At 69.8% G+C, this 20,286-nt stretch carries 21 protein-coding genes; 6 read left to right on the top strand and 15 right to left on the bottom strand.

The features are described from left to right. Nucleotide 1: 1 nt before the first annotated feature. The 7 genes from ACFKCF_RS03940 to ACFKCF_RS03910 form a co-directional block, all read right to left on the bottom strand. Nucleotides 2-241, bottom strand: a complete 240-nt coding sequence (locus tag ACFKCF_RS03940) for an acyl carrier protein (protein WP_350723184.1) — start codon at nucleotides 239-241, stop codon at nucleotides 2-4. Nucleotides 242-317: 76 nt separating this feature from the next. Then, complete coding sequence (locus ACFKCF_RS03935) at nucleotides 318-1,274, bottom strand: beta-ketoacyl-ACP synthase III (protein ID WP_394490656.1); 957 nt, start codon at nucleotides 1,272-1,274, stop codon at nucleotides 318-320. Next, the gene (locus ACFKCF_RS03930) at nucleotides 1,271-2,167 is read right to left on the bottom strand and encodes an ACP S-malonyltransferase (RefSeq protein WP_394490654.1); all 897 of its coding nucleotides are present in this window, start codon (nucleotides 2,165-2,167) and stop codon (nucleotides 1,271-1,273) included. The genes ACFKCF_RS03935 and ACFKCF_RS03930 overlap by 4 nt, the downstream gene beginning before the upstream one ends. Nucleotides 2,168-2,270: 103 nt before the next feature. Next, entirely contained in the window at nucleotides 2,271-3,395 is a 1,125-nt protein-coding gene (locus tag ACFKCF_RS03925) for a PucR family transcriptional regulator (RefSeq protein WP_394490761.1), read from the bottom strand. A 125-nt stretch (nucleotides 3,396-3,520) separates the two neighbouring features. Then, nucleotides 3,521-3,952 (bottom strand): DUF350 domain-containing protein, encoded by a 432-nt coding sequence (locus tag ACFKCF_RS03920; protein WP_394490652.1) that lies wholly within the window; start codon nucleotides 3,950-3,952, stop codon nucleotides 3,521-3,523. A 31-nt stretch (nucleotides 3,953-3,983) separates the two neighbouring features. Further along, entirely contained in the window at nucleotides 3,984-5,126 is a 1,143-nt protein-coding gene (locus tag ACFKCF_RS03915; protein ID WP_394490650.1) for a glutathionylspermidine synthase family protein, read from the bottom strand. A 3-nt stretch (nucleotides 5,127-5,129) separates the two neighbouring features. Then, nucleotides 5,130-5,531, bottom strand: a complete 402-nt coding sequence (locus tag ACFKCF_RS03910; RefSeq protein WP_394490648.1) for a hypothetical protein — start codon at nucleotides 5,529-5,531, stop codon at nucleotides 5,130-5,132. Between the two features lie 91 nt (nucleotides 5,532-5,622). Between ACFKCF_RS03910 and ACFKCF_RS03905 the strand changes: the two genes are divergently transcribed. Beyond that, nucleotides 5,623-6,645 (top strand): PHP domain-containing protein, encoded by a 1,023-nt coding sequence (locus tag ACFKCF_RS03905; protein WP_394490646.1) that lies wholly within the window; start codon nucleotides 5,623-5,625, stop codon nucleotides 6,643-6,645. A gap of 11 nt (nucleotides 6,646-6,656) precedes the next feature. Here ACFKCF_RS03905 and ACFKCF_RS03900 read toward each other — a convergent pair whose 3' ends face one another. Genes ACFKCF_RS03900 through ACFKCF_RS03890 form a run of 3 tightly spaced genes read right to left on the bottom strand, consistent with a single transcriptional unit; the run spans nucleotide 6,657 to nucleotide 9,696 of the window. Next, nucleotides 6,657-7,493, bottom strand: coding sequence for a carbohydrate ABC transporter permease (locus tag ACFKCF_RS03900; RefSeq protein ID WP_394490644.1), 837 nt, complete (start codon nucleotides 7,491-7,493; stop codon nucleotides 6,657-6,659). Beyond that, on the bottom strand, nucleotides 7,487-8,362 hold the full coding sequence (locus ACFKCF_RS03895) for a carbohydrate ABC transporter permease (protein ID WP_394490642.1): 876 nt from the start codon (nucleotides 8,360-8,362) through the stop codon (nucleotides 7,487-7,489). The genes ACFKCF_RS03900 and ACFKCF_RS03895 overlap by 7 nt, the downstream gene beginning before the upstream one ends. Nucleotides 8,363-8,373: 11 nt before the next feature. Further along, nucleotides 8,374-9,696 (bottom strand): ABC transporter substrate-binding protein, encoded by a 1,323-nt coding sequence (locus ACFKCF_RS03890; RefSeq protein WP_394490640.1) that lies wholly within the window; start codon nucleotides 9,694-9,696, stop codon nucleotides 8,374-8,376. Between the two features lie 211 nt (nucleotides 9,697-9,907). Between ACFKCF_RS03890 and ACFKCF_RS03885 the strand changes: the two genes are divergently transcribed. The 4 genes from ACFKCF_RS03885 to ACFKCF_RS03870 all read left to right on the top strand — a co-directional run bounded on the left by ACFKCF_RS03885 (nucleotide 9,908) and on the right by ACFKCF_RS03870 (nucleotide 16,040). Continuing rightward, a complete protein-coding gene (locus tag ACFKCF_RS03885) occupies nucleotides 9,908-10,909 on the top strand; it encodes an SIS domain-containing protein (RefSeq protein ID WP_394490638.1) in 1,002 nt (333 codons plus the stop codon). A 7-nt stretch (nucleotides 10,910-10,916) separates the two neighbouring features. After that, nucleotides 10,917-11,777: a PfkB family carbohydrate kinase gene (locus ACFKCF_RS03880; protein ID WP_394490636.1), complete on the top strand. Its 861-nt coding sequence runs from the start codon at nucleotides 10,917-10,919 to the stop codon at nucleotides 11,775-11,777. Nucleotides 11,778-11,807: 30 nt separating this feature from the next. Next, entirely contained in the window at nucleotides 11,808-12,896 is a 1,089-nt protein-coding gene (locus ACFKCF_RS03875) for a LacI family DNA-binding transcriptional regulator (RefSeq protein ID WP_394490634.1), read from the top strand. Between the two features lie 90 nt (nucleotides 12,897-12,986). Further along, nucleotides 12,987-16,040 carry a hypothetical protein gene (locus tag ACFKCF_RS03870; RefSeq protein WP_394490632.1) on the top strand — a complete coding sequence of 1,018 codons (3,054 nt, stop codon included), beginning with the start codon at nucleotides 12,987-12,989 and terminating at the stop codon, nucleotides 16,038-16,040. Here ACFKCF_RS03870 and ACFKCF_RS03865 read toward each other — a convergent pair. Together ACFKCF_RS03865 and ACFKCF_RS03860 are read right to left on the bottom strand one after the other, a co-directional pair. Next, the gene (locus ACFKCF_RS03865; protein WP_394490630.1) at nucleotides 16,012-16,320 is read right to left on the bottom strand and encodes a hypothetical protein; all 309 of its coding nucleotides are present in this window, start codon (nucleotides 16,318-16,320) and stop codon (nucleotides 16,012-16,014) included. The two genes, ACFKCF_RS03870 and ACFKCF_RS03865, sit on opposite strands and share 29 nt — an antisense overlap. 329 nt (nucleotides 16,321-16,649) lie before the next feature. Next, on the bottom strand, nucleotides 16,650-17,030 hold the full coding sequence (locus tag ACFKCF_RS03860) for a DUF5997 family protein (RefSeq protein WP_394490628.1): 381 nt from the start codon (nucleotides 17,028-17,030) through the stop codon (nucleotides 16,650-16,652). Nucleotides 17,031-17,085: 55 nt separating this feature from the next. Between ACFKCF_RS03860 and ACFKCF_RS03855 the strand changes: the two genes are divergently transcribed. After that, complete coding sequence (locus ACFKCF_RS03855) at nucleotides 17,086-17,799, top strand: LysR family substrate-binding domain-containing protein (RefSeq protein WP_394490626.1); 714 nt, start codon at nucleotides 17,086-17,088, stop codon at nucleotides 17,797-17,799. A 146-nt stretch (nucleotides 17,800-17,945) separates the two neighbouring features. Here the strand turns inward: ACFKCF_RS03855 and ACFKCF_RS03850 are convergent, their stop codons facing one another. The 3 genes from ACFKCF_RS03850 to ACFKCF_RS03840 all read right to left on the bottom strand — a co-directional run bounded on the left by ACFKCF_RS03850 (nucleotide 17,946) and on the right by ACFKCF_RS03840 (nucleotide 20,180). Next, a complete protein-coding gene (locus ACFKCF_RS03850; protein ID WP_394490624.1) occupies nucleotides 17,946-18,194 on the bottom strand; it encodes a hypothetical protein in 249 nt (82 codons plus the stop codon). An 18-nt stretch (nucleotides 18,195-18,212) separates the two neighbouring features. Continuing rightward, nucleotides 18,213-18,875 (bottom strand): tol-pal system YbgF family protein, encoded by a 663-nt coding sequence (locus tag ACFKCF_RS03845; RefSeq protein WP_394490622.1) that lies wholly within the window; start codon nucleotides 18,873-18,875, stop codon nucleotides 18,213-18,215. Between the two features lie 528 nt (nucleotides 18,876-19,403). Next, nucleotides 19,404-20,180 carry a hypothetical protein gene (locus ACFKCF_RS03840; RefSeq protein ID WP_394490620.1) on the bottom strand — a complete coding sequence of 259 codons (777 nt, stop codon included), beginning with the start codon at nucleotides 20,178-20,180 and terminating at the stop codon, nucleotides 19,404-19,406. Nucleotides 20,181-20,286: the final 106 nt, after the last annotated feature.

The following is a 20,286-nucleotide window of genomic DNA, read 5'->3' as shown; positions in this document are numbered from 1 at the left end:
TTCAGCCCTGGATGAAGTTGAGGACGTCCTTGACCGTCTTCAGGTTCTTGAGCTGGTCGTCGGGGATCTCGACGCCGAACTCGTCCTGGGCGGCCACGGCGATCTCCACCATGGACAGGGAGTCGATGTCGAGGTCGTCCACGAAGCTCTTCTCGGGGGTCACGTCCGAGGCCGGGATGCCGGTGATCTCGTTGATGATCTTGCCGAGGCCGTCAAGAATGTCCTGCTCGGTGGCAGCCATGTCGCTGGTTCTCCTTTTGATTTCTGGGTTCTGTACGGCAGTGCCGTACAAGCTCTGGATGAAGTGCGGGGGGAGGCTAAGGGATCTCGATCACTTGCCCGGCGTAGGTCAGCCCCGCGCCGAAGCCGAGCAGCAGCGCGAGACCGCCGGAGCGGACCTCGCCGCGCTCCAGCATGCGCGAGAGCGCCAGCGGGATCGAGGCGGCCGAGGTGTTGCCGGCGTTGACGATGTCGCGGGCGATCACGGCCTTGTCGGCGCCCAGCTTGCGGGCGATGGCCTCGATGATGCGCAGGTTGGCCTGGTGGGGCACGAACGCCGTCAGCTCCGCCGGGTCCACGCCCGCGCGCTCGCAGGCCTCCAGCGCCACCGGGTGGAGCGCGGTGGTCGCCCAGCGGAACACCGTCTGGCCCTCCTGGCGGAGGAAGTTGTCGCGGTCCTTGATGGCGATCGCCTCGGACTTGTCGCCGGCGCTGCCCCACACCACGGGGCCGATGCCGGGGGTCTCGGAGGGACCCACCACCGCGGCGCCCGCGCCGTCGGCGAAGATCACGGCGGTGGACCTGTCGGTCCAGTCGACCCACTGCGACAGCTTCTCCGCGCCGATGACCAGCACGTGGCGGGCCGAGCCCGCGCGCACGGCGGCGCTCGCGGTGCCGAGGGCGTAGCAGAAGCCGGCGCAGGCTGCGTTCACGTCGAACGCGCCCGGCGCCTTGATGCCGAGGCGGTGGGCCACGACCGCGGAGGCGTTGGGGATCTGGGTCTCGAGCGTGCAGGTGGCCACGATGACCAGGTCGATCTCTTCGGGCGACAGGCCGCTCGCGGCCAGCGCCTTGCCGCCGGCGATGGTGGCCATGTCCTCAAGGGACTCGCTCTCGGGCGCGACGCGGCGCTCCTTGATGCCGACCCTGGACTGGATCCACTCGTCGTTGGTGTCGATGGTCTTGGCCAGGTCGTCGTTGGTGACGACGTTGGCCGGCTGGTAGTGGCCGAGGGCCAGGATCCTGCCGCCAGGGGCGACGTCGGGGATCTTCACTTGATCAGCTCCCTGGCCGCATCGAGGTCGTCGGGGGTCTTCAGCGCCACGGTCCGCACACCGGACAGGCCGCGCTTGGCCAGGCCGGTGAGCGTGCCGCCGGGCAGCAGCTCGATCATCTTCGTGACGCCGAGCCCGGCCATGGTCTCCATGCAGGCGCCCCACCTGACGGGGTTGCTGATCTGCTTGACCAGCCGGTCCACGAACTCGGCGCCGGAGGCGACCGCCTGACCGTCGGAGTTGGACAGGAGCGTGACGGCGGGGTCGGCGGGGGCCACGTTGGCGGCGGCCTCGCGCAGGCTCTCCACGGCGGGGGCCATGTGGCGGGTGTGGAAGGCGCCCGCCACCTTGAGCGGGATGAGCCGGGCGCGGGTCGGCGGGTCGTCCTTGAGCGCGGCCAGCTGCTCCAGCGTGCCGCCCGCGACGATCTGGCCGGCGCCGTTGATGTTGGCGGGGGTCAGGCCGTGCTTGTCGAGGGTGGCCAGCACGTCGTCCTCGGCGCCGCCGAGCACGGCGGTCATGCCGGTCTCGGTGATCGCGGCGGCCTTGGCCATGGCCTGGGCGCGCTCGCGGATCAGGGTGAGCGCCTGCTCGGGGGTGAGCACCCCGGCCAGCGCGGCCGCTGCGAACTCGCCCACGCTGTGGCCCGCGAGCACGTCCGGCGTCGCGCCGAGCACCTCGGCGGAGGCCAGCGCGGCGGCCACGAGAAGCGGCTGGGCGACGGCGGTGTCACGGATCTCGTCGGCGTCGGCGGTGGTCCCGTAGGCGATCAGATCGAGCCCGACGACCTCCGACCAGGCGCCGAGTCTGTCGGCCACACCGGGGAGCTCGAGCCAGGGAGAAAGGAAGCCTGGCGTTTGGGCACCTTGGCCCGGAGCGACGAGTACAAGCACAAAACCCACCTTGCCCTGTAGAACTCCGACACGCGGATAATGATCCGCACGAACTTCGTCCGGGGGGTTTTGTAGGAAGCCTACAGTGGGGATTTCGGCGGCATTACGTTAGGGCACGCCACATTTCGGCACTCTCCGACAACCGGCCGAGGATCAGCCCGACCTGGAGCGTGAAGGCGGACCTGCCCTCCGTGGGCTGGTAGCCGGTCAGCTCCGTGATCTTCTTCAGGCGGTAGCGGACGGTGTTGGGGTGGACGAACAGCAGCCGCGCCGTCGCCTCCAGCGAGGTGCCCTGCTCCAGGTACGTGGCGAGGGTGTCGAGCAGGGGAGTGCCCGCGAGCGGCAGGTAGACGTTCTCGATGAGCTGCTGCCTGGCGTCGTCGTCGCCGTCGAGCGCCCGCTCGGCCAGCAGGTCCTCGGCGTGCACCGGCCGGGGCGCGTCGGGCCACCCGGACGACGCCTTCAGCCCGGCCAGCGCCGCCCTGGCGGACCTGGCCGCGGCGTGCAGGTCGGGGACCTCGGGGCCGATGACGATGGGGCCCATGCCGAAGCGGTGCACGACCTGCTTGGCCGCGTCGTTGACGCTCTCGGCGCCGCCCACGATGACGATCAGCCGGTCGGCCTGCACGCCGGCCAGCAGGTCCATGCCGATGCGGCGGCCCTTCTCGCGCAGCCCGTCGATGACCGCGCGCGGGTCGTCGGCCGGGGCGTGGCCGGCGATGACGACCACGGGGGAGGAGGTCCAGCCGAGCGCGGCCGCCCAGGAGTGCAGGCCGTCGTCGACCTCGCCGCGGACCAGGGCGTCCACGATGAGGGCCTCCAGCCGGGCGTCCCACGAGCCCCTGGCCTCGGCCTCGCGGGCGTAGACGTGGGCGGCGGCGAAGGCGACGTCGCGGGTGTAGCGGAGCATGGCCTGCTGGAGCTGGTCCTCGCCGCCGGGCGCGGCCAGCTCGTGGGCCTGCGCCTCGACCACCTCGACCACGATCCTGACGATGTCGACGGTCTGCTGCAGCGAGATCGACCGCTTGAGCTCACGCGGAGCCGTGCCGAAGAACTCGATGCTGGGGGTGGGGCGATCCTCGCCGGCGATCGAGAACCACTCGACGAACGCCGCGATGCCGGCCTGGGCCACGAGCCCCACCCACGACCGGTCCTCCGCGCTGAGCGCGCGGAACCACGGAAGTTGCTCCTCCATGCGAGCCATCGCCGCCGTGCCGAGCGAGCCCATGGCCCGCTCGAGCCTGCGTGTGGTGTCCTCCCGGGTCCGGTCTGTCACGCCTCCTAGAGTGCCAGCTCTGTTCGGATGACCGCGACGGTCGTTCTGCCGGGGCCGGGCGAGCGGCTCCCGCCGCGTCAGATGACCGCGACGGCCGTGATGAGGCCGATAGCGACGTGCGTGACCGCGAGCAGCCGCGCGCCCGGCTGCAGCTCGGGCTCCTTCACGAGGTCGCGTACGGAGATGCCGACGACGCGGTCGAACAGCAGCATCGCCACGGTCTGCACCACGATGCCGACCAGGCCGAACACCGCGGTGCCCGCCAGCCCCTCGGCCAGCCGGCCGCCGGAGGACCAGATGGAGGCGGCCACGATGAGGCCGACGGCGGCCAGCGCGGAGGTGGCGAGCAGGGTGGCGTTCGGGTTGCGCTGGGTGCGGATGATCTCGCTCAGCTTGCCGGGGGTGGCCCAGTCGATCACGTAGAAGCCGACGATCATCAGGATCACGCCGACGGCGGCGTACGCGGCGATGGCGCCCGCGCCGCGGGCGAGGGTCTCGAGAAGAGTCACGTTGATTCCTATCGGGGGATGCGGTGGGGAGTCAGGCGATGCGGTGGGGGACGAACGAGGAGGTGTCATCGGTGATCAGGCCGGTCGTCTCCCTGATACCCAGCCCGGCGGCCTCATCCGCGACCACCCAGGCGCCGAGCACCGGCCGCTGCCCCTCGAACTGGGGCAGCGCCTCGAAGCCCTGGAAGACGTACCCCTCCTGGCCGTAGACGCCCGGTGTCTCCTGGGTGCCCTCGGGGGTGACGATGCGCATGGAGGCGCCCTCCCTGCCCAGCAGCGGCTTGGCGATGTAGGAGGTCAGGTCGCGCGGGCCGTCGAGGTAGGCGGGCAGCAGGTTGGGGTGGCCGGGGTTGAGCTCCCACAGGATCGCCAGCAGCGCCTTGTTGGACAGCAGCGTCTTCCACAGCGGCTCGATCCAGGTGGAGTGCCGTACGGCGTGCCGGCCGAAGTCGTCGGCCAGCATCCACTCCCACGGGTAGAGCTTGAACGCCGAGCGGATCATGCGGTTCTCGACGTCCACGAAGCGGCGGTTGAGCGAGTCCCAGCCGATGTCCTCCATGGCGACGGCGACGGTCTGCAGGCCCGCCTGCTCGGCGGTCTCCTGCAGGTAGGCCACGGTCATGGCCTCCTCGCCCGTCTCGTCCATGTTCGTGAACGCGAAGTGGGTGGGCCCGGGCGGCAGTCGCAGCTCGCGCCAGCGGTCGATGAGCCGCTCGTGCACGGAGTTCCACTGGTCGGCGCCCGGATGGACGTCCTGCAGCCAGAACCACTGCACGACCGACGACTCCACGAGCGAGGTCGGCGTGTCCGCGTTGTACTCCAGCAGCCTCGCCGGGCCCGTGCCGTCGTAGCGCAGGTCGAAGCGGGCGTACAGGTGGGCGTCGCGGCGCTCCCATGAGCGCGCCACGTCGTCCCACGCCCACTCGGGGATCGCGAAGTCGGCGAAGCGCCGGGCCGAGACCACGTGCTCGACGGCGCGCAGGCACATCTCGTGGAGCTCCTCGACCTGCTCCTCCAGCGCCTCGACCTCGTCCATGGAGAAGACGTAATGGATGGACTCGTCCCAGTACGGTCTGCTCAGCCCCGACGGGTGCGCCGCCCGGTGGTAGGCCAGGCCCTGGCCCTCGATCGTCTTCTCCCAGCCGTCCCTGGGAGTGCCATGCTCACGGCGCACCTGTCAGCTCCCGCCGCCCCAGTGGTTGCCGAAACCGCCCCGCTGGATCTCTTTCCCGTTGCGGGAGCTGATGCTCACGTCGGAGGGCCGGTACGTGGTGCCGCCGTGCACCTTGTTGCCCGACCTGGTGCCTCCGTAGTACCACATGTACGCCCCGCGCGAACCGCCGTAGTAGTGGTACGAACCGTTGTCGTCGTCGTCGCAGTAGTCGTCGTCGACGATCTCGTACGTGCCGTCCTCCAGCTGGATGACGCAGTCCGCGGTGACGTCGTCGTCATCCTGGGTGGCCGCGCAGTATCCGACCAGCATGACGGACAGAACGCCGAGAATGGTCAGCGGGATGGCCTTGGACGCCTTGCGCGCGGGCGGCGGGGGCGTGGGATGGGTTTTCGGAGGTTGTGCCATCAAGATCCTGCTTTCATGGGCCGCTCAGCCTATCGGCGGCCCTCGTCCCCGTTCAATCCTGTAGTCGTGGCCCCGAGGTATGTTCGCTCACATGGAACCGGTTGAGGCCCTGCGCGAGATCGCCTTCCTGCTGGAGCGCGCCGGAGAGCCCACGTACCGCGTGCGTGCCTTCCGTCGCGCCGCCCAGGTCGTCGCCGACCTGCCCAGGGACGAGCTCGTGCGGCTGGCCCGCACCGGCGGTCTCGGCGACCTGCCCGGCATCGGGAAGGTCACCGCCCTTGTGGTCAACGAAGGCCTCGATGGGCAGGTTCCTACGTATTTGCGGCGGTTGCGGGCGACCGACGGCGTGCAGCTCGACGAGGAGACGGAGGCGCTGCGCAGCGCGCTGAAGGGCGACCTGCACAGCCACTCCGACTGGTCGGACGGCGGCTCGCCGATCGAGGAGATGGCCGAGGCGGCCCGCGGGCTCGGCCACGACTACGTGGCGCTGACCGACCACTCGCCCCGCCTGACCGTCGCCAAGGGCCTGTCGGCCGAGCGCCTCGAACGCCAGCTCGACGTGGTGGCCGAGCTCAACGGGCGGCTGGCCCCGTTCCGGATCCTGACCGGCATCGAGGTGGACATCAACACGGACGGCTCCCTCGACCAGTCACCCGAGCTGCTGGAGCGGCTGGACGTGGTGGTGGCCAGCGTGCACTCCAAGCTGCGCATGGACGGCGACGAGATGACCCGCCGCATGGTCACCGCCATCGCCAACCCGCTGGTGGACGTGCTCGGCCACTGCACGGGGCGGGTGGTCAAGGCCGGCGGCAGGCGCGGCGAGCGCCGCCCGGAGTCGTCGTTCGACGCCGAGCTGGTCTTCGAGGCCTGCCGCCGGTTCGGGGTGGCGGTGGAGATCAACTCCCGGCCGGACCGGCTCGATCCGCCCAAGAGGTTGATGCGGCTGGCGTACGAGATGGGGTGCGTGTTCGCGATCGACTCCGACGCCCACGCGCCCGGGCAGCTCGACTGGCAGCACTACGGCTGCGAACGGGCTGTGCGGTGCGGCATCGAGGCCGACCGCGTCGTCAACACCTGGCCGCTGAAGCGGCTGCTCGACTGGACGGCCGCCTGAGCGTCACGTGCCTATTTGCCGACCCCGTCGGCGAGACCCTTGACGATGTAGCGCTGGCCCAGGAAGAACAGCAGGACCACGGGGAGCGCAGCGATCACCATCCCGGCGAAGACGACCGGATAGTCGGTGCCGTGCTTGCTCATCAGGCTGGTCAGGCCCACGGGGAGGGTCTGCACGCCGGTGCCGCTGGTGAAGATCATCGCGAAGAGGTACTCGTTCCAGGTGAAGAGGATGTGCAGCAGGACCGTCGAGGTCAGGATCGGCTTGCACATCGGCAGGATGATCCGCCAGAACGCCGTCCACCGGCCCGCGCCGTCCATCTCGGCCGCCTCGTCCACCTCGCGGGGCAGGTCGATCATGTACGCGCGGATGAGGAAGGTCGTGAACGGGACGCGGAAGGCGGTGTAGAGGATGAGCAGCGCCCAGAACGTGTTGTACAGCCCCATCGCCTGGAACATCTTCACCAGCGGCACGAGCGCCACGGTGGGGGCGAGCATGAGCCCGCCGAGTATCGCCGCCGTGAGCGTCCTGTTGAGCGGGACGTTGACGCGGGTGAGGCCGTAGGCGGCCCACGCGCTGACGAAGACCGTGGCGACCGTCGAGGTCAGCGTGACCAGCACGCTGGTGGTGAGGTAGTCGCTGACGCCGCGGTTCCACGCCTTCTGGTAGTTGTCGAAGCTCCAGTGCAGGGGCAGCGCGAACGGGTCGCCGAACAGCTCGGCGTTGGTCTTGAACCCGTTGAGCGTCATCCACAGCAGCGGATAGACCACGACCACCGCGAGGGCCAGCAGGAAGGCCCACATGAAGACGCGGGCGATCACCGCGAGAAAGCTCAGCCGCGTCACCATTCCACCCTTCTCCTGCGGGTGACCCACAGCTGCGCCACCGCGATGCCGAGCGTGATCACGAACAGGACGGTCGCGACCGCGGCGGCGTAGCCGAAGTTGTTGCGGACGAAGCCGCTGCGGTACAGCCAGGTGCCCAGCACCTGGGTCGAGTTGTTCGGACCGCCGGCGGTCATCACCATGACCTCGTTGAACACCTGGAACGCGCCCGAGATGGTGACGATCGCCATGAGCCCGGTCATCTCGCGCACGAGCGGCACCGTCACGTGGACGAACCGGCGGATCGCGCCGACGCCGTCGATGGCGGCGGCGCCGTAGATCTCCGAGGGGATGCGCTGGATCGCGACCGCGAACAGCAGCGTGGAGTAGCCGAAGCCCTGCCACTGGCTCATCGCGATGATCGCCGACATGGCCGTGCTCTCCTGGCCCAGCCACGCCTGGGCGAACTGGCCCAGGCCCACGGCCTTGAGCGCGTGGTTGAGCGGGCCCAGGTTCGGCTCGTACACGAAGTAGAACAGCAGCCCCGCGACGGTCAGCGAGATCGCCGAGGGGATGAAGTAGACCGCGCGCAGGCCGCGCCGCCAGCGCTCGCTGCCGATGCTCTCGATGAGCGCGGCGAGCAGGAGCGCGCCGAACACCTGGAACACGACGGAGACCACCGCGTACAGCGCGTTGTTGCCCAGCGACGACCAGAACACCGGGTCGTCGACGAGCTTGGCGTAGTTGTCGAGCCCGACGTACTCCTGGCTGCCGCTGTAGATGTCCCACTTGAGCGTGCTGAACTGCAGGTTCTGCACGAGCGGCAGGTAGACGAACACTCCGACCAGCACGAGGGCGGGCAGGACCCATACGAGCCTGAGCGTGGCGCGCACGTGCGGCCTCCCTACTTGGCTTCGGCCGAGGCCTGGCGCACGCTTTCGAGCACCTGCTCGGCGGTCTTGCCGCCGCTGACGATGGCCTCGCCGCCGGCCAGCCACGCGTCCGCCACCTCGGGCACGGTGACCATGTCGAGCCAGATGGCCAGCTTCGGCGCCTTGTTGACCAGCTGGACGCCCTCGTAGACGGCCTTGCTGGAGGTCTGCGGCGTGACCGCGCCGACGACCGTGCTGGGCTGCCCGTACGGCGGCGCGGACAGCGTCTTGGCGCTCTGCGCGCTCGTGGCGAACTTCATGAAGTCGACGGCCAGCGCGACCCTGGGGGACTTGGCGTTGACCAGGTATCCCTCGGGCGAGCCCTCCAGCACCGCCGGGTCCCCGGGGGCGTTCCGCGGGACCGGGAGCTGGAAGATGCCGAAGTCCGCGGGCTTGAGCTTGCCCGACGTCGCGTTGTCGAACTCCAGGATCTCCTGGTAGTACATGGCGGCCTTGCCGTTGGCGAAGGCCTCCTGCGCCGAGGAGTAGAGCACGCCGTTCGTGCCGCTCTTCGTGTCGGTGCACTGGTCGACCAGCGTCTTGAACTGGTTGAGCGCGGTGACGTAGCCGGGATTGTCCAGCTTGGCCGTGGCCGGGACGAAGTCGGCCTGCAGCACGGCGTCCGGCACGTTGTAGGCGAACAGCTGCTGCAGGTAGTGCAGGGCGGGCCAGCCGTCCTTGTTGCCGAAGGCGACGGGCTCGTACCCGGCCTTGCGCAGCGGGCCGCAGGCGGCGACGAGGTCCTCGAACGTCTTCGGCACCTCGACCCCGGCCTTGGCGAAGGCGCTCTTGCTGTAGCCCATGAACTTGCCGTTGCCGTACAGCGGGATCCCGTAGTTCTTGCCGTCGCGGGCGAAGGCGGCCAGCGAGCCGGGGCTGAACGTCTTGCCCCACTCCGTGTCCGGGCCGATCACCTTGGTGAGGTCGGCGGCGCGGCCGCCGCGGATGTAGTTGTCCGCCCAGTTGCCGGTCCAGGTGAAGTAGACGTCGGGCAGCGCGTCCGAGGCCGTGAGCGTCTTGAGCTTGTCCTTGACGCTCTGGTCGGTCTCCTGGATCAGCTCGACCTTCACCTGCGGATGCTTCTTCCGGTACTCGGCCGCGAGGTTCTCGAAGTAGGGACCCGTCGGGTCGCCGGCGAACTTGGTGAGGATGCTCAGCGTGCCGGAGAACTCCGGCGTGGCGGCGGCGTCGGCCGCCGGGGCCTGGGCGGGCCCGCCGGAGCCCGCGCCCGAGCAGGCGGTCAGCGTGAGTGTCCCGAGGAGTGCCGCGAACGTCGGCAGTGCGCGAGGGCGCATGGGCTTCCTTTCTCTTTCAGGAACGCCTTTTGGTGTTGGCCGACCTTACAGTGCATCTGATACCGGTACCAGCCCCAAATGCCAAGATCTTTTCTATCTCTCATGAAGTGGCTGGTTGTTTGACGAATCCAGAGCATCTGTGTCAACGTGACTGCCGCGTGATACCGGTATCAGATCGATCACGCGACATTCCCCCGGAAAGGATGCGAAGATGCTCGGGTTCAACGAGCCGGAATTTCTCTCCCAGGTGACGAGCGCGGTGGGCCTGCGCCCACGGATCGAGGAGCTGGTCGACCGGCTCGTGGACGAGGGGTTCAAGCACGTGCTCCTCGTCGGCGCCGGCGGCACCTACGCCCAGATGTGGCCGTACGAGCACCTGGCCCGGCGCAGCTCGACGCTCGACGTGCGCGCCGCGATCGCCGCCGAGCTGATCGTCTCCGGCGACGCCCGCCTGGGCGAGGACACCGTGGCGATCTTCACCTCGGTCTCCGGCACCACCGACGACACCGTCCGCGCGATCGAGTACTGCAAGTCCAAGGGCGCCTTCACGGTCTCCTTCACCGGCCACGCCGACTCGCCCGTGGCCACGAAGGTGGACGCGGCGCTCGTCTCGCAGCCCAAGACCTGGCCCTTCGACATGCAGCTGCTGCTGTTCATGACCCGGCTGCTGTCGCGCCGGGGCGAGTTCGACGGGTACGAGAAGTTCGCCGCCGAGTTCGAGGGCATCCCGGGGATCCTCGTCGAGGTCGCCAAGCAGGCCGAGCCGGTGGCCGCCGCGTTCGCCGAGGCCCACAAGGACAGCGACTACCACTTCCTCGTCGGCGGCGGGAACCTCTGGGGGTTCACCTACCTCTACTCCATGTGCATCCTCGAGGAGATGCAGTGGCTGCGCACGACGAGGGTGCACAGCGCGGAGTTCTTCCACGGCTCGCTCGAGCTGCTCGAAGAGGACACCAGCGTGATCATCTTCCAGGGCGAGGACGAGACGCGGCCGCTCACCGACCGCGCCGAGGCGTTCGCCCGGCGCGTCTCCAAGGACGTCACCGTCTTCGACACCCGCGACTACCCGCTCACCGGGATCAGCCCCGAGTTCCGCGGCCTGCTCGCGCCGCTCGTGCTCGACACCGTGCTGAGCCGCGTCAGCAAGCACCTGGAGCGGGTCCGGGACCACTCCCTCGACCTGCGCCGCTACTACCGGGTCATGGACTACTGAGGCCCGCATGCGAGTGCTCGGCTTCGGCGACAACATCGTCGACCGGTTCATCGACCGCGGCGTCGACTACCCCGGCGGCAACAGCGTCAACGTCGCCGTCTACGCCCGCCGCCTCGGCCTCGAGTCGGCCTACCTGGGCGTCTTCGGCGACGACCCGCTCGGCGCCTTCCTGCGGGAGTCGATCGCCGCGGAGGGGGTCTCGATCGACGGCTGCGTCGTGCGGGAGGGCGAGAGCGGCGTCTCGCACCTGCGGGTCGACGACGGCGACCGCGTCTTCCTGGGCTGGAACGGCGGCGGCGTCACCGTACGCGAGCCTCTCGTGCTCGACGACGGCCTGCTCGGCTACGTGGGCGGCTTCGACCTCGTGCATTCGAGCGTCTACTCCCGCAGCGAGCCCGAGCTGCCGAAGCTGGCCGAGCTCCGCACGCTGGTCAGCTTCGACCTGTCCAGCGAGGAGGAGTACCGCAGCCCCGCCTACCTCGACCGCGTCTGCCCGCACGCCGACCTCGTGCTGCTGTCCTGCTCCGACCTCGACGCGGCCGCCACCGGCGACCTGCTGGCCGAGGCGGTACGGCGGGGCGCCCGGCTCGCGGTCGGCACCCGCGGCGTGGCCGGCGCCATCGCCCACGACGGCCATGCCCTGGCGAGCGCTCCCGCGCAGCGCGCCGACGGCATCGTCGACACGATGGGCTGCGGCGACGCCTTCCTCGCCGGGTTCGCCGTCTCGATGCTGCGCGACGGCTGGACCTCCGGGGACCGGCCGGGGCTCGGCCGGATCGCGCGGGCGCTGGCCCGGGGGGCGGAATCGGCCCGCGACCAGTGCTTCGTCGAGGGCGCCTTCGGCCACGGCCGGCTGACTACGATGTGATGGGCCGATCAGGAACGGGGGAAGGGATCCATGCCAGCTGACCGTGGCCAGGGGCCGACGATCTCCGAGGTCGCGGCCGAGGCCGGCGTGGGCCGCGCCACGGCGGCCCGTACGCTCGGCGGCTACGGATACGTCAGCCCGGAGCTGCGCGCGCGGGTGCTCGCGGCGGCCGAGAAGCTCGGCTACCGCGCCAACGCGCTCGCGCGAAGCATGTCGACGGGCGTGAGCCACACCCTGGGCGTGATCGTGGCCGACATCGGCAACCCGTTCTTCGCCGGGTTGCTGCGGGGCATCTCCGACAGCGCGCGGGCGCGGGGCTTCGACGTGATCGTGCTGAGCACGTACGAGAACCTGCAGGAGGAGATCGCGGCCACCAACGTGCTCATCGACAAGCGGGTCGACGGCGTCGTCGTCGCCTCGGCCGCGCTCGACCGCGACCAGGTCGCCCACCTCAGGGCGGCCATGGACCGGGGCATCCCCGTCGTGCTCGTCGACCGCGCGGTGGCCGCCCTCGACCTCGACGCGGTCGTCATCGACAACCGCGACGCGGCCCGAGAGGCGGTCGAGGTGCTCATCGCGGCCGGTCACCGGCGCATCGGGTTCGTGTGGGGGCCGCCGGTGGCCGAGGCGCCCGCCACCAGGCGCGAGCTGCTGGCGGCGGCCTCGCGCAACCTGTGGACCGACGGCGAGCGATTGCGGGGCTACCTCGACGCGCTCGACGACGCGCACATCCCGTTCGATCCCGAGCTGGTGATGGTCGGGCCCAAGACGGAGGCGCGGGTGGCGGGGGAGGTCGCCCGCATGCTCGCCCTCCCCGACCGGGTCACCGCCGTGTTCTGCACGGAGACGGACGGCATGACCGGCTCCCTGCGCGCCCTGCGCAAGGCGGGGCTGTCCTACCCGGACGACGTGGCGCTGATCGGGTTCGACGACAGCGCGTGGGCGGCGGTCATGGACCCGCCCCTGACGATGATCGCCCAGCCGGTGCACCAGCTCGGCGCCAAGGCGGCCGAGGTCCTCCTCGACATCCTGGGCGGCGCCGAGCCGGCCCGCACCATGCACACCCTCCGCTCCGAGCTCATCCGACGCGCCTCGGTCGCTCCGCCGGCCTCGCCTTAGTCGATCAGCGCTCCAAACGCAAGCCTTGGCAAGCGCTTTCCGAGGGGCTAAAAACGTTCTAATCTAAGATCACTCCGCAGGAGTACGCCCGTGAGGCTTGCACTCATCGCCGCGGCGGTCACGCTGACCGTCTCGGCGACCCCCGCCGTGGCCGCCCCGCTCGACCCGGCCCCCGGACTCAAGTTCGACTTCGGTTCCACGTCCAGCCCGTTGGCCGAGGGCTACACGCGCGTCGCGCACACCACCCTCTACACCGCCGACCTCGGCTACGGCCTGGACCGGACGGTGGGCTTCCGCGACCGCGGCACCGCCGACCCGGTGACGCGTGACTTCACCGTCTCCGGTTCGTACGGCTTCGCCGTGGACGTGCCCGACGGCGAGTACGAGCTCACCGTGATCTCCGGGGACGCCATCGCCCCCAACGTCACCACGCTCGCCGTGGAAGGCGAGGATCGCGGCACCATCACCGCGAGCACCGGCGCGTACGGCGACTACACCGGCACCGCCCGGGTCGCCGACGGACAGCTCAACCTGGGCTTCGGCCGGGACGGCCGGGTGAACGCGGTCCTGGTCAAGCCGGCCACCGCGCCCACCGGGCTGGCCGCCACCGCGATCAAGGCGAGCGCCACCCCGAGCGTCACGCTGGCCTGGAACGCCACCGGCACCGCCGGCTACGAGATCTACCGGGCCGGGAGCACCGCCGGTCCGTGGACCAAGCTGGGCGGCAGCTCCGCGCCCGGCTTCACCGACAGCACCCCTGAGCTGGGCCTGACCTACGTCTACGCGGTCGCCGTGCCCGGCGGCACGCTGGGCGCGCCGCTCACCGTGACCGTCAAGGACGCCACGCAGGCCGCCCCGGCCGCGCCGGAGGGCCTGGAGCTGGTCACCGCCACCAGCAAGAAGATCACGCTGCGCTGGCGGCCGGTCGAGGGCGCCCTCCTCTACCACCTCTACCGGGACGACCAGCGCGTCGGCGTCGTGACCGAGGCCGGCTACACCGACGAGATCGTGCCCGCCGACCGGCACGGCTACCGGGTGGTGGCCGCCGGGACGGGCGGGTTGTCGGCCTCCTCGGCCACGGTGACCTCGCCGGTGACCGCCTATCCGCTGCGCCGGATGGCGAAGCTCGAGCGTGGCCTGGTCGCCGTACCGACCGGGCAGGGGACGCTGGTGAGCTGGCGGATGCTCGGCACCGACCCGGCCGAGGTGAGCTTCAAGCTCTACCGGGACGGGAAGCTCCTCACCACCACCGGCAAGACGAACTACCTGGACAGCGGCACCGGCTCCTACTCCGTCGCCGCGGTGCTGGACGGCCGGGCGGGCCGCCGCTCGGCGCCGGTGCGGCCCTGGGCGGCGCCGTACCTCGACATCCCGCTGGACAAACCGGCCGGAGGCGTGACCCCGGCCGGCGGCGGCTACGACTACCGCGCGAACGACGCGGCCGCCGCCGACCTGGACGGGGACGGACAGTACGAGATCGTGCTCAAGTGGGACCCGTCCAACTCCAAGGACAACTCCCAGGGCGGCTACACCGGCGAGGCCGTCTTCGACGCGTACGAGCTGGACGGGACCAGGCTCTGGAGGATCAACCTGGGCCGCAACGTCCGGGCCGGGGCGCACTACAGCCCGTTCCTGGTCGACGACTTCGACAGGGACGGGCGGGCCGAGTTCGTGGTCAAGACCGCGGACGGGAGCGTGGACGGCGCCGGGACCGTGATCGGGGACGCGGCCGCCGACTACCGCACCACCGGCGGGCGGATCCTGAGCGGGCCCGAGTACCTGACCGTCTTCGACGGGCGCACCGGCGCGGCGCTCGCCACCGTGGACTACGAGCCGGCCCGCGGCAACGTGGCCGACTGGGGCGACAGCGGCGGCAACCGTTCCGACCGCTTCCTGGCCGCCTCCGCCCACCTGGACGGCGTGCTGCCCAGCATCGTGATGACCCGCGGCTACTACGCCAAGACCATGCTGGTGGCCTACGACTGGCGGGGCGGCAAGCTGGCCAGGCGCTGGACCTTCTCCAGCTCCGACAACCCCGGGTACGGCGGCCAGGGCAACCACAACCTGTCCGTGGCCGACGTGGACGGCGACGGCAGGGATGAGATCGCCTACGGCGCCATGACCCTGGACGACGACGGCACCGGGCTCTACACCACCAAGCTCGAGCACGGCGACGCCATGCACCTGGGCGACCTCGACCCGGCACACCCCGGCCTGGAGATCGTCGGAGTGCACGAGCACACGGACATGCCGTGCGGCCTGGAGATGCACGACGCCGACAGCGGCGAGATCCTCTGGTGCGTCAGGACCGGCCAGGACACCGGGCGCGGCCTCACCGGCGACATCGACCCCTCACACCCGGGCGAGGAGGCCTGGGCCTCCACCGGGGCCGGACTCCACACCGCCACCGGCGAGCTCATCTCCACGAAGACCCCGGCGATCAGCAACACCATCTGGTGGGACGGCGACCTGTCCAGGGAGATCCTGGACCACGACTACTCCGCCGACAAGCTGGCCGGCGTGCCGACCATCGGCAAGTGGGACCCGGCCACGCAGACCACGGCCAACCTGCTCACCGCGACCGGCGCCTACTCCAACAACACCACCAAGGGCAACCCCTCGCTCCAGGCCGACCTCCTGGGCGACTGGCGCGAGGAACTGATCGTCCGGACCGAGGACTCCACCGCGCTGCGGCTCTACGCCACGCCGTACCCGACCGAACAGCGCTTCCGGACGCTCATGCACGACCCGGTCTACGAGTCCGGGATCGTCTGGCAGAACGTCGGCTACAACCAGCCCCCGCACACCGGTTTCTTCCTGGGCACCGGGATGACCCCGCCGCCGGCGCCGTACCTGACCACCGGCTCCCCGGTCGAGGCCCGGCTTTCGCTCCGGAAGGACCGGCTCGACGTGGATCTGCCCCGGCGCGACTCGTCCGGGATCCTCCCGAGTACGGTCCGCGCGGTCGCCGACGGCAAGCTGGTGGAACTCGCCGCCACGGCGCTCCCGCACGGCGAACTCCGGGTGGACGGGGCCGCCATCGCCAAGGCGCTGACCGGCTACACCGGTGCCGTCGCCGTGACCATCACCGGTCACCTGACCGACGGCCGCACCTTCACCGGCCAGGTGAAGATCCGCCCGTGACGTCCGCCTCGCTCTTCTCGCGCTTCCGCAGCAGATCTCGAACATGCAGGTGAACGAGCAGGACCCAGCCGACGATCACAACGACCCGCCCCAGCCACGACCATGAGCCCAGGCCCCAGCCGAACATGTCCCAGGGCTTGCCCGCGAGCAGCCCCAGGGTCTGGGTCACGAGGACGAACAGGCCGAAGACGATGAAGAGGAGATTTACCCAGATCGGCCATGTCGGGCGAAGCCGCTCCGTGGGGCGGAGTCTGCGCGTGTCATCGGGTTGCTCAGCCACAGCAATACTCTGACACTCGGCTGTGGCCGTGGGGTTGCCCGTCCTCGGCGCCGCCCTGGGCGGCCTTCTCGCCCGCGAGCAGGCCGGCAGCGCCCTCTCCGCGAAAAGCACGGCAAAAGGTCTGTAGGTCGCGCCGAACGGCTCAGGCGAGCGGGCCTTCGCGTCGTACATCGCCCGGTAGACGACGGCATCGACCGAACGCCCTGCCAATCCATAGGCCGGCCGTTACCTGAGGAGCGTGGTGCTGGCGGGCAGGGGTGTTCCGACTCTGCGCTTCATGACCCTTGCCGGCATGAGCCCGTTTCCACAGGGGGCCCGCACCTGGCATTTCAGCCGTCTTGGCGTTGCTTCAGGCGGAGTGCTTCCTTGCGGGTCTCGGCCTGGATGGACCGCTCGTGCTCCAGCCACGCCGGGTTCTCCGCCTTCAGCGCATCGATCTCGGCGGTGGTGAGCGGTTCGGTGATCCCGGCTCTGATCAGGCCGGAATTGGAGACCCCGAGCTTGGCGGCGACGACCTGCCTGGGGTGCGGGCCGTTGCGGCGCAGGTCGGCCAGCCAGGCGGGTGGCCTCGACTGCAACTCGTTCAGCTCGTCCCTGGAGACGACGCCCGCCTGGAACTCGGCGGGAGTGGCCGAGAGGAGGACACCCAGCTTCTTGGCCGCGGTCTCGGGCTTCATCGTCTGGGTGGTCTTGGGCTTGGGCGAGGTCATGACATCAAGAGTAGTCAGTCGGAACGGGTTTCCATGACATCGGTACCCTGAGGAAGTGACTGATGGGGAGACCAAGGTGTTCCGGCTGGCGTACGTGCCTGGGGTGACGCCCGCGAAATGGGTCAACATCTGGTCCGAGAGGCTGCCGGACGTGCCGATCACCCCGGTCATGGTCGCCGCCGCCGAAGTGGTGGATCTCCTTCGGGACGGCGGCGCCGACGCCGGATTCGTCAGGCTGCCGGTCGACCGCGACGGGCTCAGCGTGATTCCGCTCTACGTGGAGACCACGGTGGTCGTGGTGCCCAAGGACCACGCGGTGGCCGCCGTCGAAGAGGTGACCACCGCCGACCTGGCCGACGACGAGGTGCTCCATCCTCTGGACGACACCCTCGAGTGGACGGCCCGGCCCGGGCTGCCCGCGTTCACCCGCCCGGCCACCACTGCGGAGGCGATCGAGCTGGTAGCGGCCGGCGCCGGGCTTCTCCTGGTTCCGCAGTCGCTGGCACGCCTCCACCACCGCAAGGATCTCACCTACCGGCCGGTGCTGGACGCGGCGCAGTCCCAGGTCGCGCTGGCCTGGCCCACGGAGGCGACCACTGACCTGGTGGAAGATTTCATCGGCATCGTCCGCGGCCGGACAGCGAACAGCTCGCGGGGCCGTACCCCCGCCGCCCCTGCGAAGAAACCAGCACCAAAACCCGCAAAGAACGGCTCCGGCCGCCGGGCCGTACCGGCCGGCCGCAGAAAGAAGGGCCACCGGCCCCGGTGACCCCGAGCCCCGAACCTACCGAGGCTTGGCCGCCCGAAGTGGCAGCGGGACAGCTACGCGAGGTTGCCCTGACCATGCGCCCGATGCCGGGAACGTGATGCCGGCTCCCTTCAGCCCATCACGGCCTGGCCTGTTCAGGTGCCGCGTCACGCGGAGCTGATCGACACGGCCGGAGGCGCGTCGAGGTCGTGGGCGGAAAGAGCCAGCCAGACCACGGCCAGGACACCGGCGACCGCCACGACGTCGTCGTAGACCTCCCGCGGCACTCCGCTCAGCCCGCCCGCCATCGTGAGCACGAGGGGCAGCACCAGAGCGAAGATGCCGTACTTGACGGTGGCCCGCTGCCAGCGGCCGTCGTCCCACTGCGCCCGCAGGACCAGCACGTTCCAGATCAAGGAGTTGGCGGCTGCCGTCTAGATCTCCGTTCTCGCCTGCTCGATCTGCCGCACGATGGCATGGGCGCCATGCGCCTGTGCGATGGTGTGGGCCTCGTCGAGTGTCGCGAGCGCGTCCGCCCGGCGGTCCTGGGCGGCGGCGATGTAGGCCAGCCCGACCATGTTGGCGGCCACGCCCGGCAGGGCCCCGACCTCCCGCCACAGCCTCGACGACTCCTCCAGTCGCTCGCGCGCTTCATCCAGCCGACCGGCCATGTGTGCCGCGATGCCCAAGTGCCGCAGGGCCTCGGCCTGGGTCGGCTTGTCGCCGGCCTGCGCCGCCAGTCGGCAGGACTGCTCCAGTTGCGGAACCGCAGTCTCGTTGTCACGCCGGATGACCTGATGTAAGCAGCCGATCCAGAACAACGCCTCGGCCTCGCCGCGCGTGTCGCCCAGCGCCCGGTACAGCTCGATCGCGCGCTCGAACAACCGCAGTTCAGCCGGGTCCTCGACGGGTGACGAGCCGGCGCTGGCGCGCTCGTTGAGAAACCGCGCATGCAGGATCCGCCCACGAGCCAACGCGGCATCGGCCTCCACCGCGTCCAGGCCTCGTTCGGCGTCGGTCAGCACGCCGGCGTCGCCGCTGAACACTGCCCGTTCATAGAGCGTCTTGGCCCGTTCGATCCGGTCTTCGGCGCGCATAGCCGCCCCCGCCCTGACGTCGCCACTACGTGCTGGATCAGCAGTAGATTACTCCGGCCCAGGAGGCTCCATGACCGAACGACGCAGTCGAGGAGACGGCGCCCTGCACGGGGACGAGCAGCGGCAACGCTGGATCGCCGCCGGTGACGGTCGGGTGCACCCTGGCCGGCAAACGCATCGTCAAGAAGGTCCTCTCGCTGTGATCGGCGCTCGTACGGAGGAGCTGAGGGCGCTGCTCTGGTCACACGTCGTGGCCTACGACGAGGATCACGCGCGAAGATCGCGAACCAGCCCAATAGATCTTCGTCAGGGCTCTCTCGCTCCGGCTAATGGCACGTGAAGGGCACGAAGCCCCGTTTCCATGATCGGAGACAGGGCTCTTTCTGCAGGTGGGCGGTACTGGGTTCGAACCAGTGACCCCTCGCTGTAAGGCACATCAGAAGGGGGCGAGATCTTGGCTGATGCCCGCCCCTACCTGGGGTTGCGGTCCCGTACGGTCCTCTGGAGTCCGGGGCGATTGTCACTCAGTTAGTCACCCAGCATCTGGCCCGTGGGCTGCGGTTGCTGCCATACGTCACGGCCGTTGCTCCACAGTTCGGAGGCGTGGTACGCGAAGCGGTCGAACAAGCAGTCGTCCTGGTACCGCCGCAGGTGCAGCATCGGGGAGTCGTGTCCCACCAGCTTGGCCAGGTGAGGGGTGACGAGCATCTCCGAGTCGAACCGGAACACGCTCATGGCGATGTGCTCGTCACCGTACCGGGCCTCGACTCCAGGGACGTCGCGTAGCTGCTCGATCTCCGACAGCGTGATCCGAATGCGGGTGGACACGGTCAGCGGGACGTTCTCCACCTCCTCGCGGCGTTGGGTGACCTCGCTGTCCGGGTCGCCGACGAGAAACCGGATCTTGCAGCCCTGCTGCGCTTTCCGCTTGAGGACCTTCGCCAGGTTCGGGTGTTCCAGCCACAGGAAGTAGTTCGTGTAACCGGCGAACACGATCTCGTTGCGCGCCGCGTTGATGAGATTTCGCCAGATTGATTTCGGGCACGCGGAGCGATACGGATAAACGGTCAAGACCTCCTTGTCCGGCCCCGTTTTCACCGTATTGCGAATTGCGTCTGGCCATAGCACGGCTGTCTCAACTCCTAGTGCCTCTGCGGCGGCCCACTGGTGCCGCAGGTGCGGGACGCGAGCCTCGTCCTGCAACCAGCGCTCCACCGTCTTGACGTCCACGCCACACCGGTCGGCCAGGCTCTGGTTCGTGACCTTGGCGTTCAGCATGGCGCTGCGTAGGGCGACGTTGGCCACGGTACACCTCGGGACGGAGGACGTCAGGGACGTTTTGAGCGTAACGCCATAACGTCCTGGACGTCTCTATAACGCGGTGGGTTCGTCACGCAAAGGTAAGCACGCT

It is taken from the genome of Nonomuraea sp. JJY05 (assembly GCF_043496855.1).
GTDB lineage: Bacteria > Actinomycetota > Actinomycetes > Streptosporangiales > Streptosporangiaceae > Nonomuraea.
Note: the sequence above shows the minus strand (reverse complement) of the source record. Positions and strands in the feature narration are given on the sequence as shown.

Coding starts and splice junctions, on each gene's coding strand:
- ACFKCF_RS03940 (WP_350723184.1), bottom strand. CDS start 241: ATGGCTGCCACCGAGCAGGACATTCTTGACGGCCTCGGCAAGATCATC.
- ACFKCF_RS03925 (WP_394490761.1), bottom strand. CDS start 3,395: ATGGGCTCGCTCGGCACGGCGGCGATGGCTCGCATGGAGGAGCAACTT.
- ACFKCF_RS03910 (WP_394490648.1), bottom strand. CDS start 5,531: ATGGCACAACCTCCGAAAACCCATCCCACGCCCCCGCCGCCCGCGCGC.
- ACFKCF_RS03905 (WP_394490646.1), top strand. CDS start 5,623: ATGGAACCGGTTGAGGCCCTGCGCGAGATCGCCTTCCTGCTGGAGCGC.
- ACFKCF_RS03900 (WP_394490644.1), bottom strand. CDS start 7,493: ATGGTGACGCGGCTGAGCTTTCTCGCGGTGATCGCCCGCGTCTTCATG.
- ACFKCF_RS03890 (WP_394490640.1), bottom strand. CDS start 9,696: ATGCGCCCTCGCGCACTGCCGACGTTCGCGGCACTCCTCGGGACACTC.
- ACFKCF_RS03885 (WP_394490638.1), top strand. CDS start 9,908: ATGCTCGGGTTCAACGAGCCGGAATTTCTCTCCCAGGTGACGAGCGCG.
- ACFKCF_RS03880 (WP_394490636.1), top strand. CDS start 10,917: ATGCGAGTGCTCGGCTTCGGCGACAACATCGTCGACCGGTTCATCGAC.
- ACFKCF_RS03875 (WP_394490634.1), top strand. CDS start 11,808: ATGCCAGCTGACCGTGGCCAGGGGCCGACGATCTCCGAGGTCGCGGCC.
- ACFKCF_RS03860 (WP_394490628.1), bottom strand. CDS start 17,030: ATGACCTCGCCCAAGCCCAAGACCACCCAGACGATGAAGCCCGAGACC.
- ACFKCF_RS03845 (WP_394490622.1), bottom strand. CDS start 18,875: ATGCGCGCCGAAGACCGGATCGAACGGGCCAAGACGCTCTATGAACGG.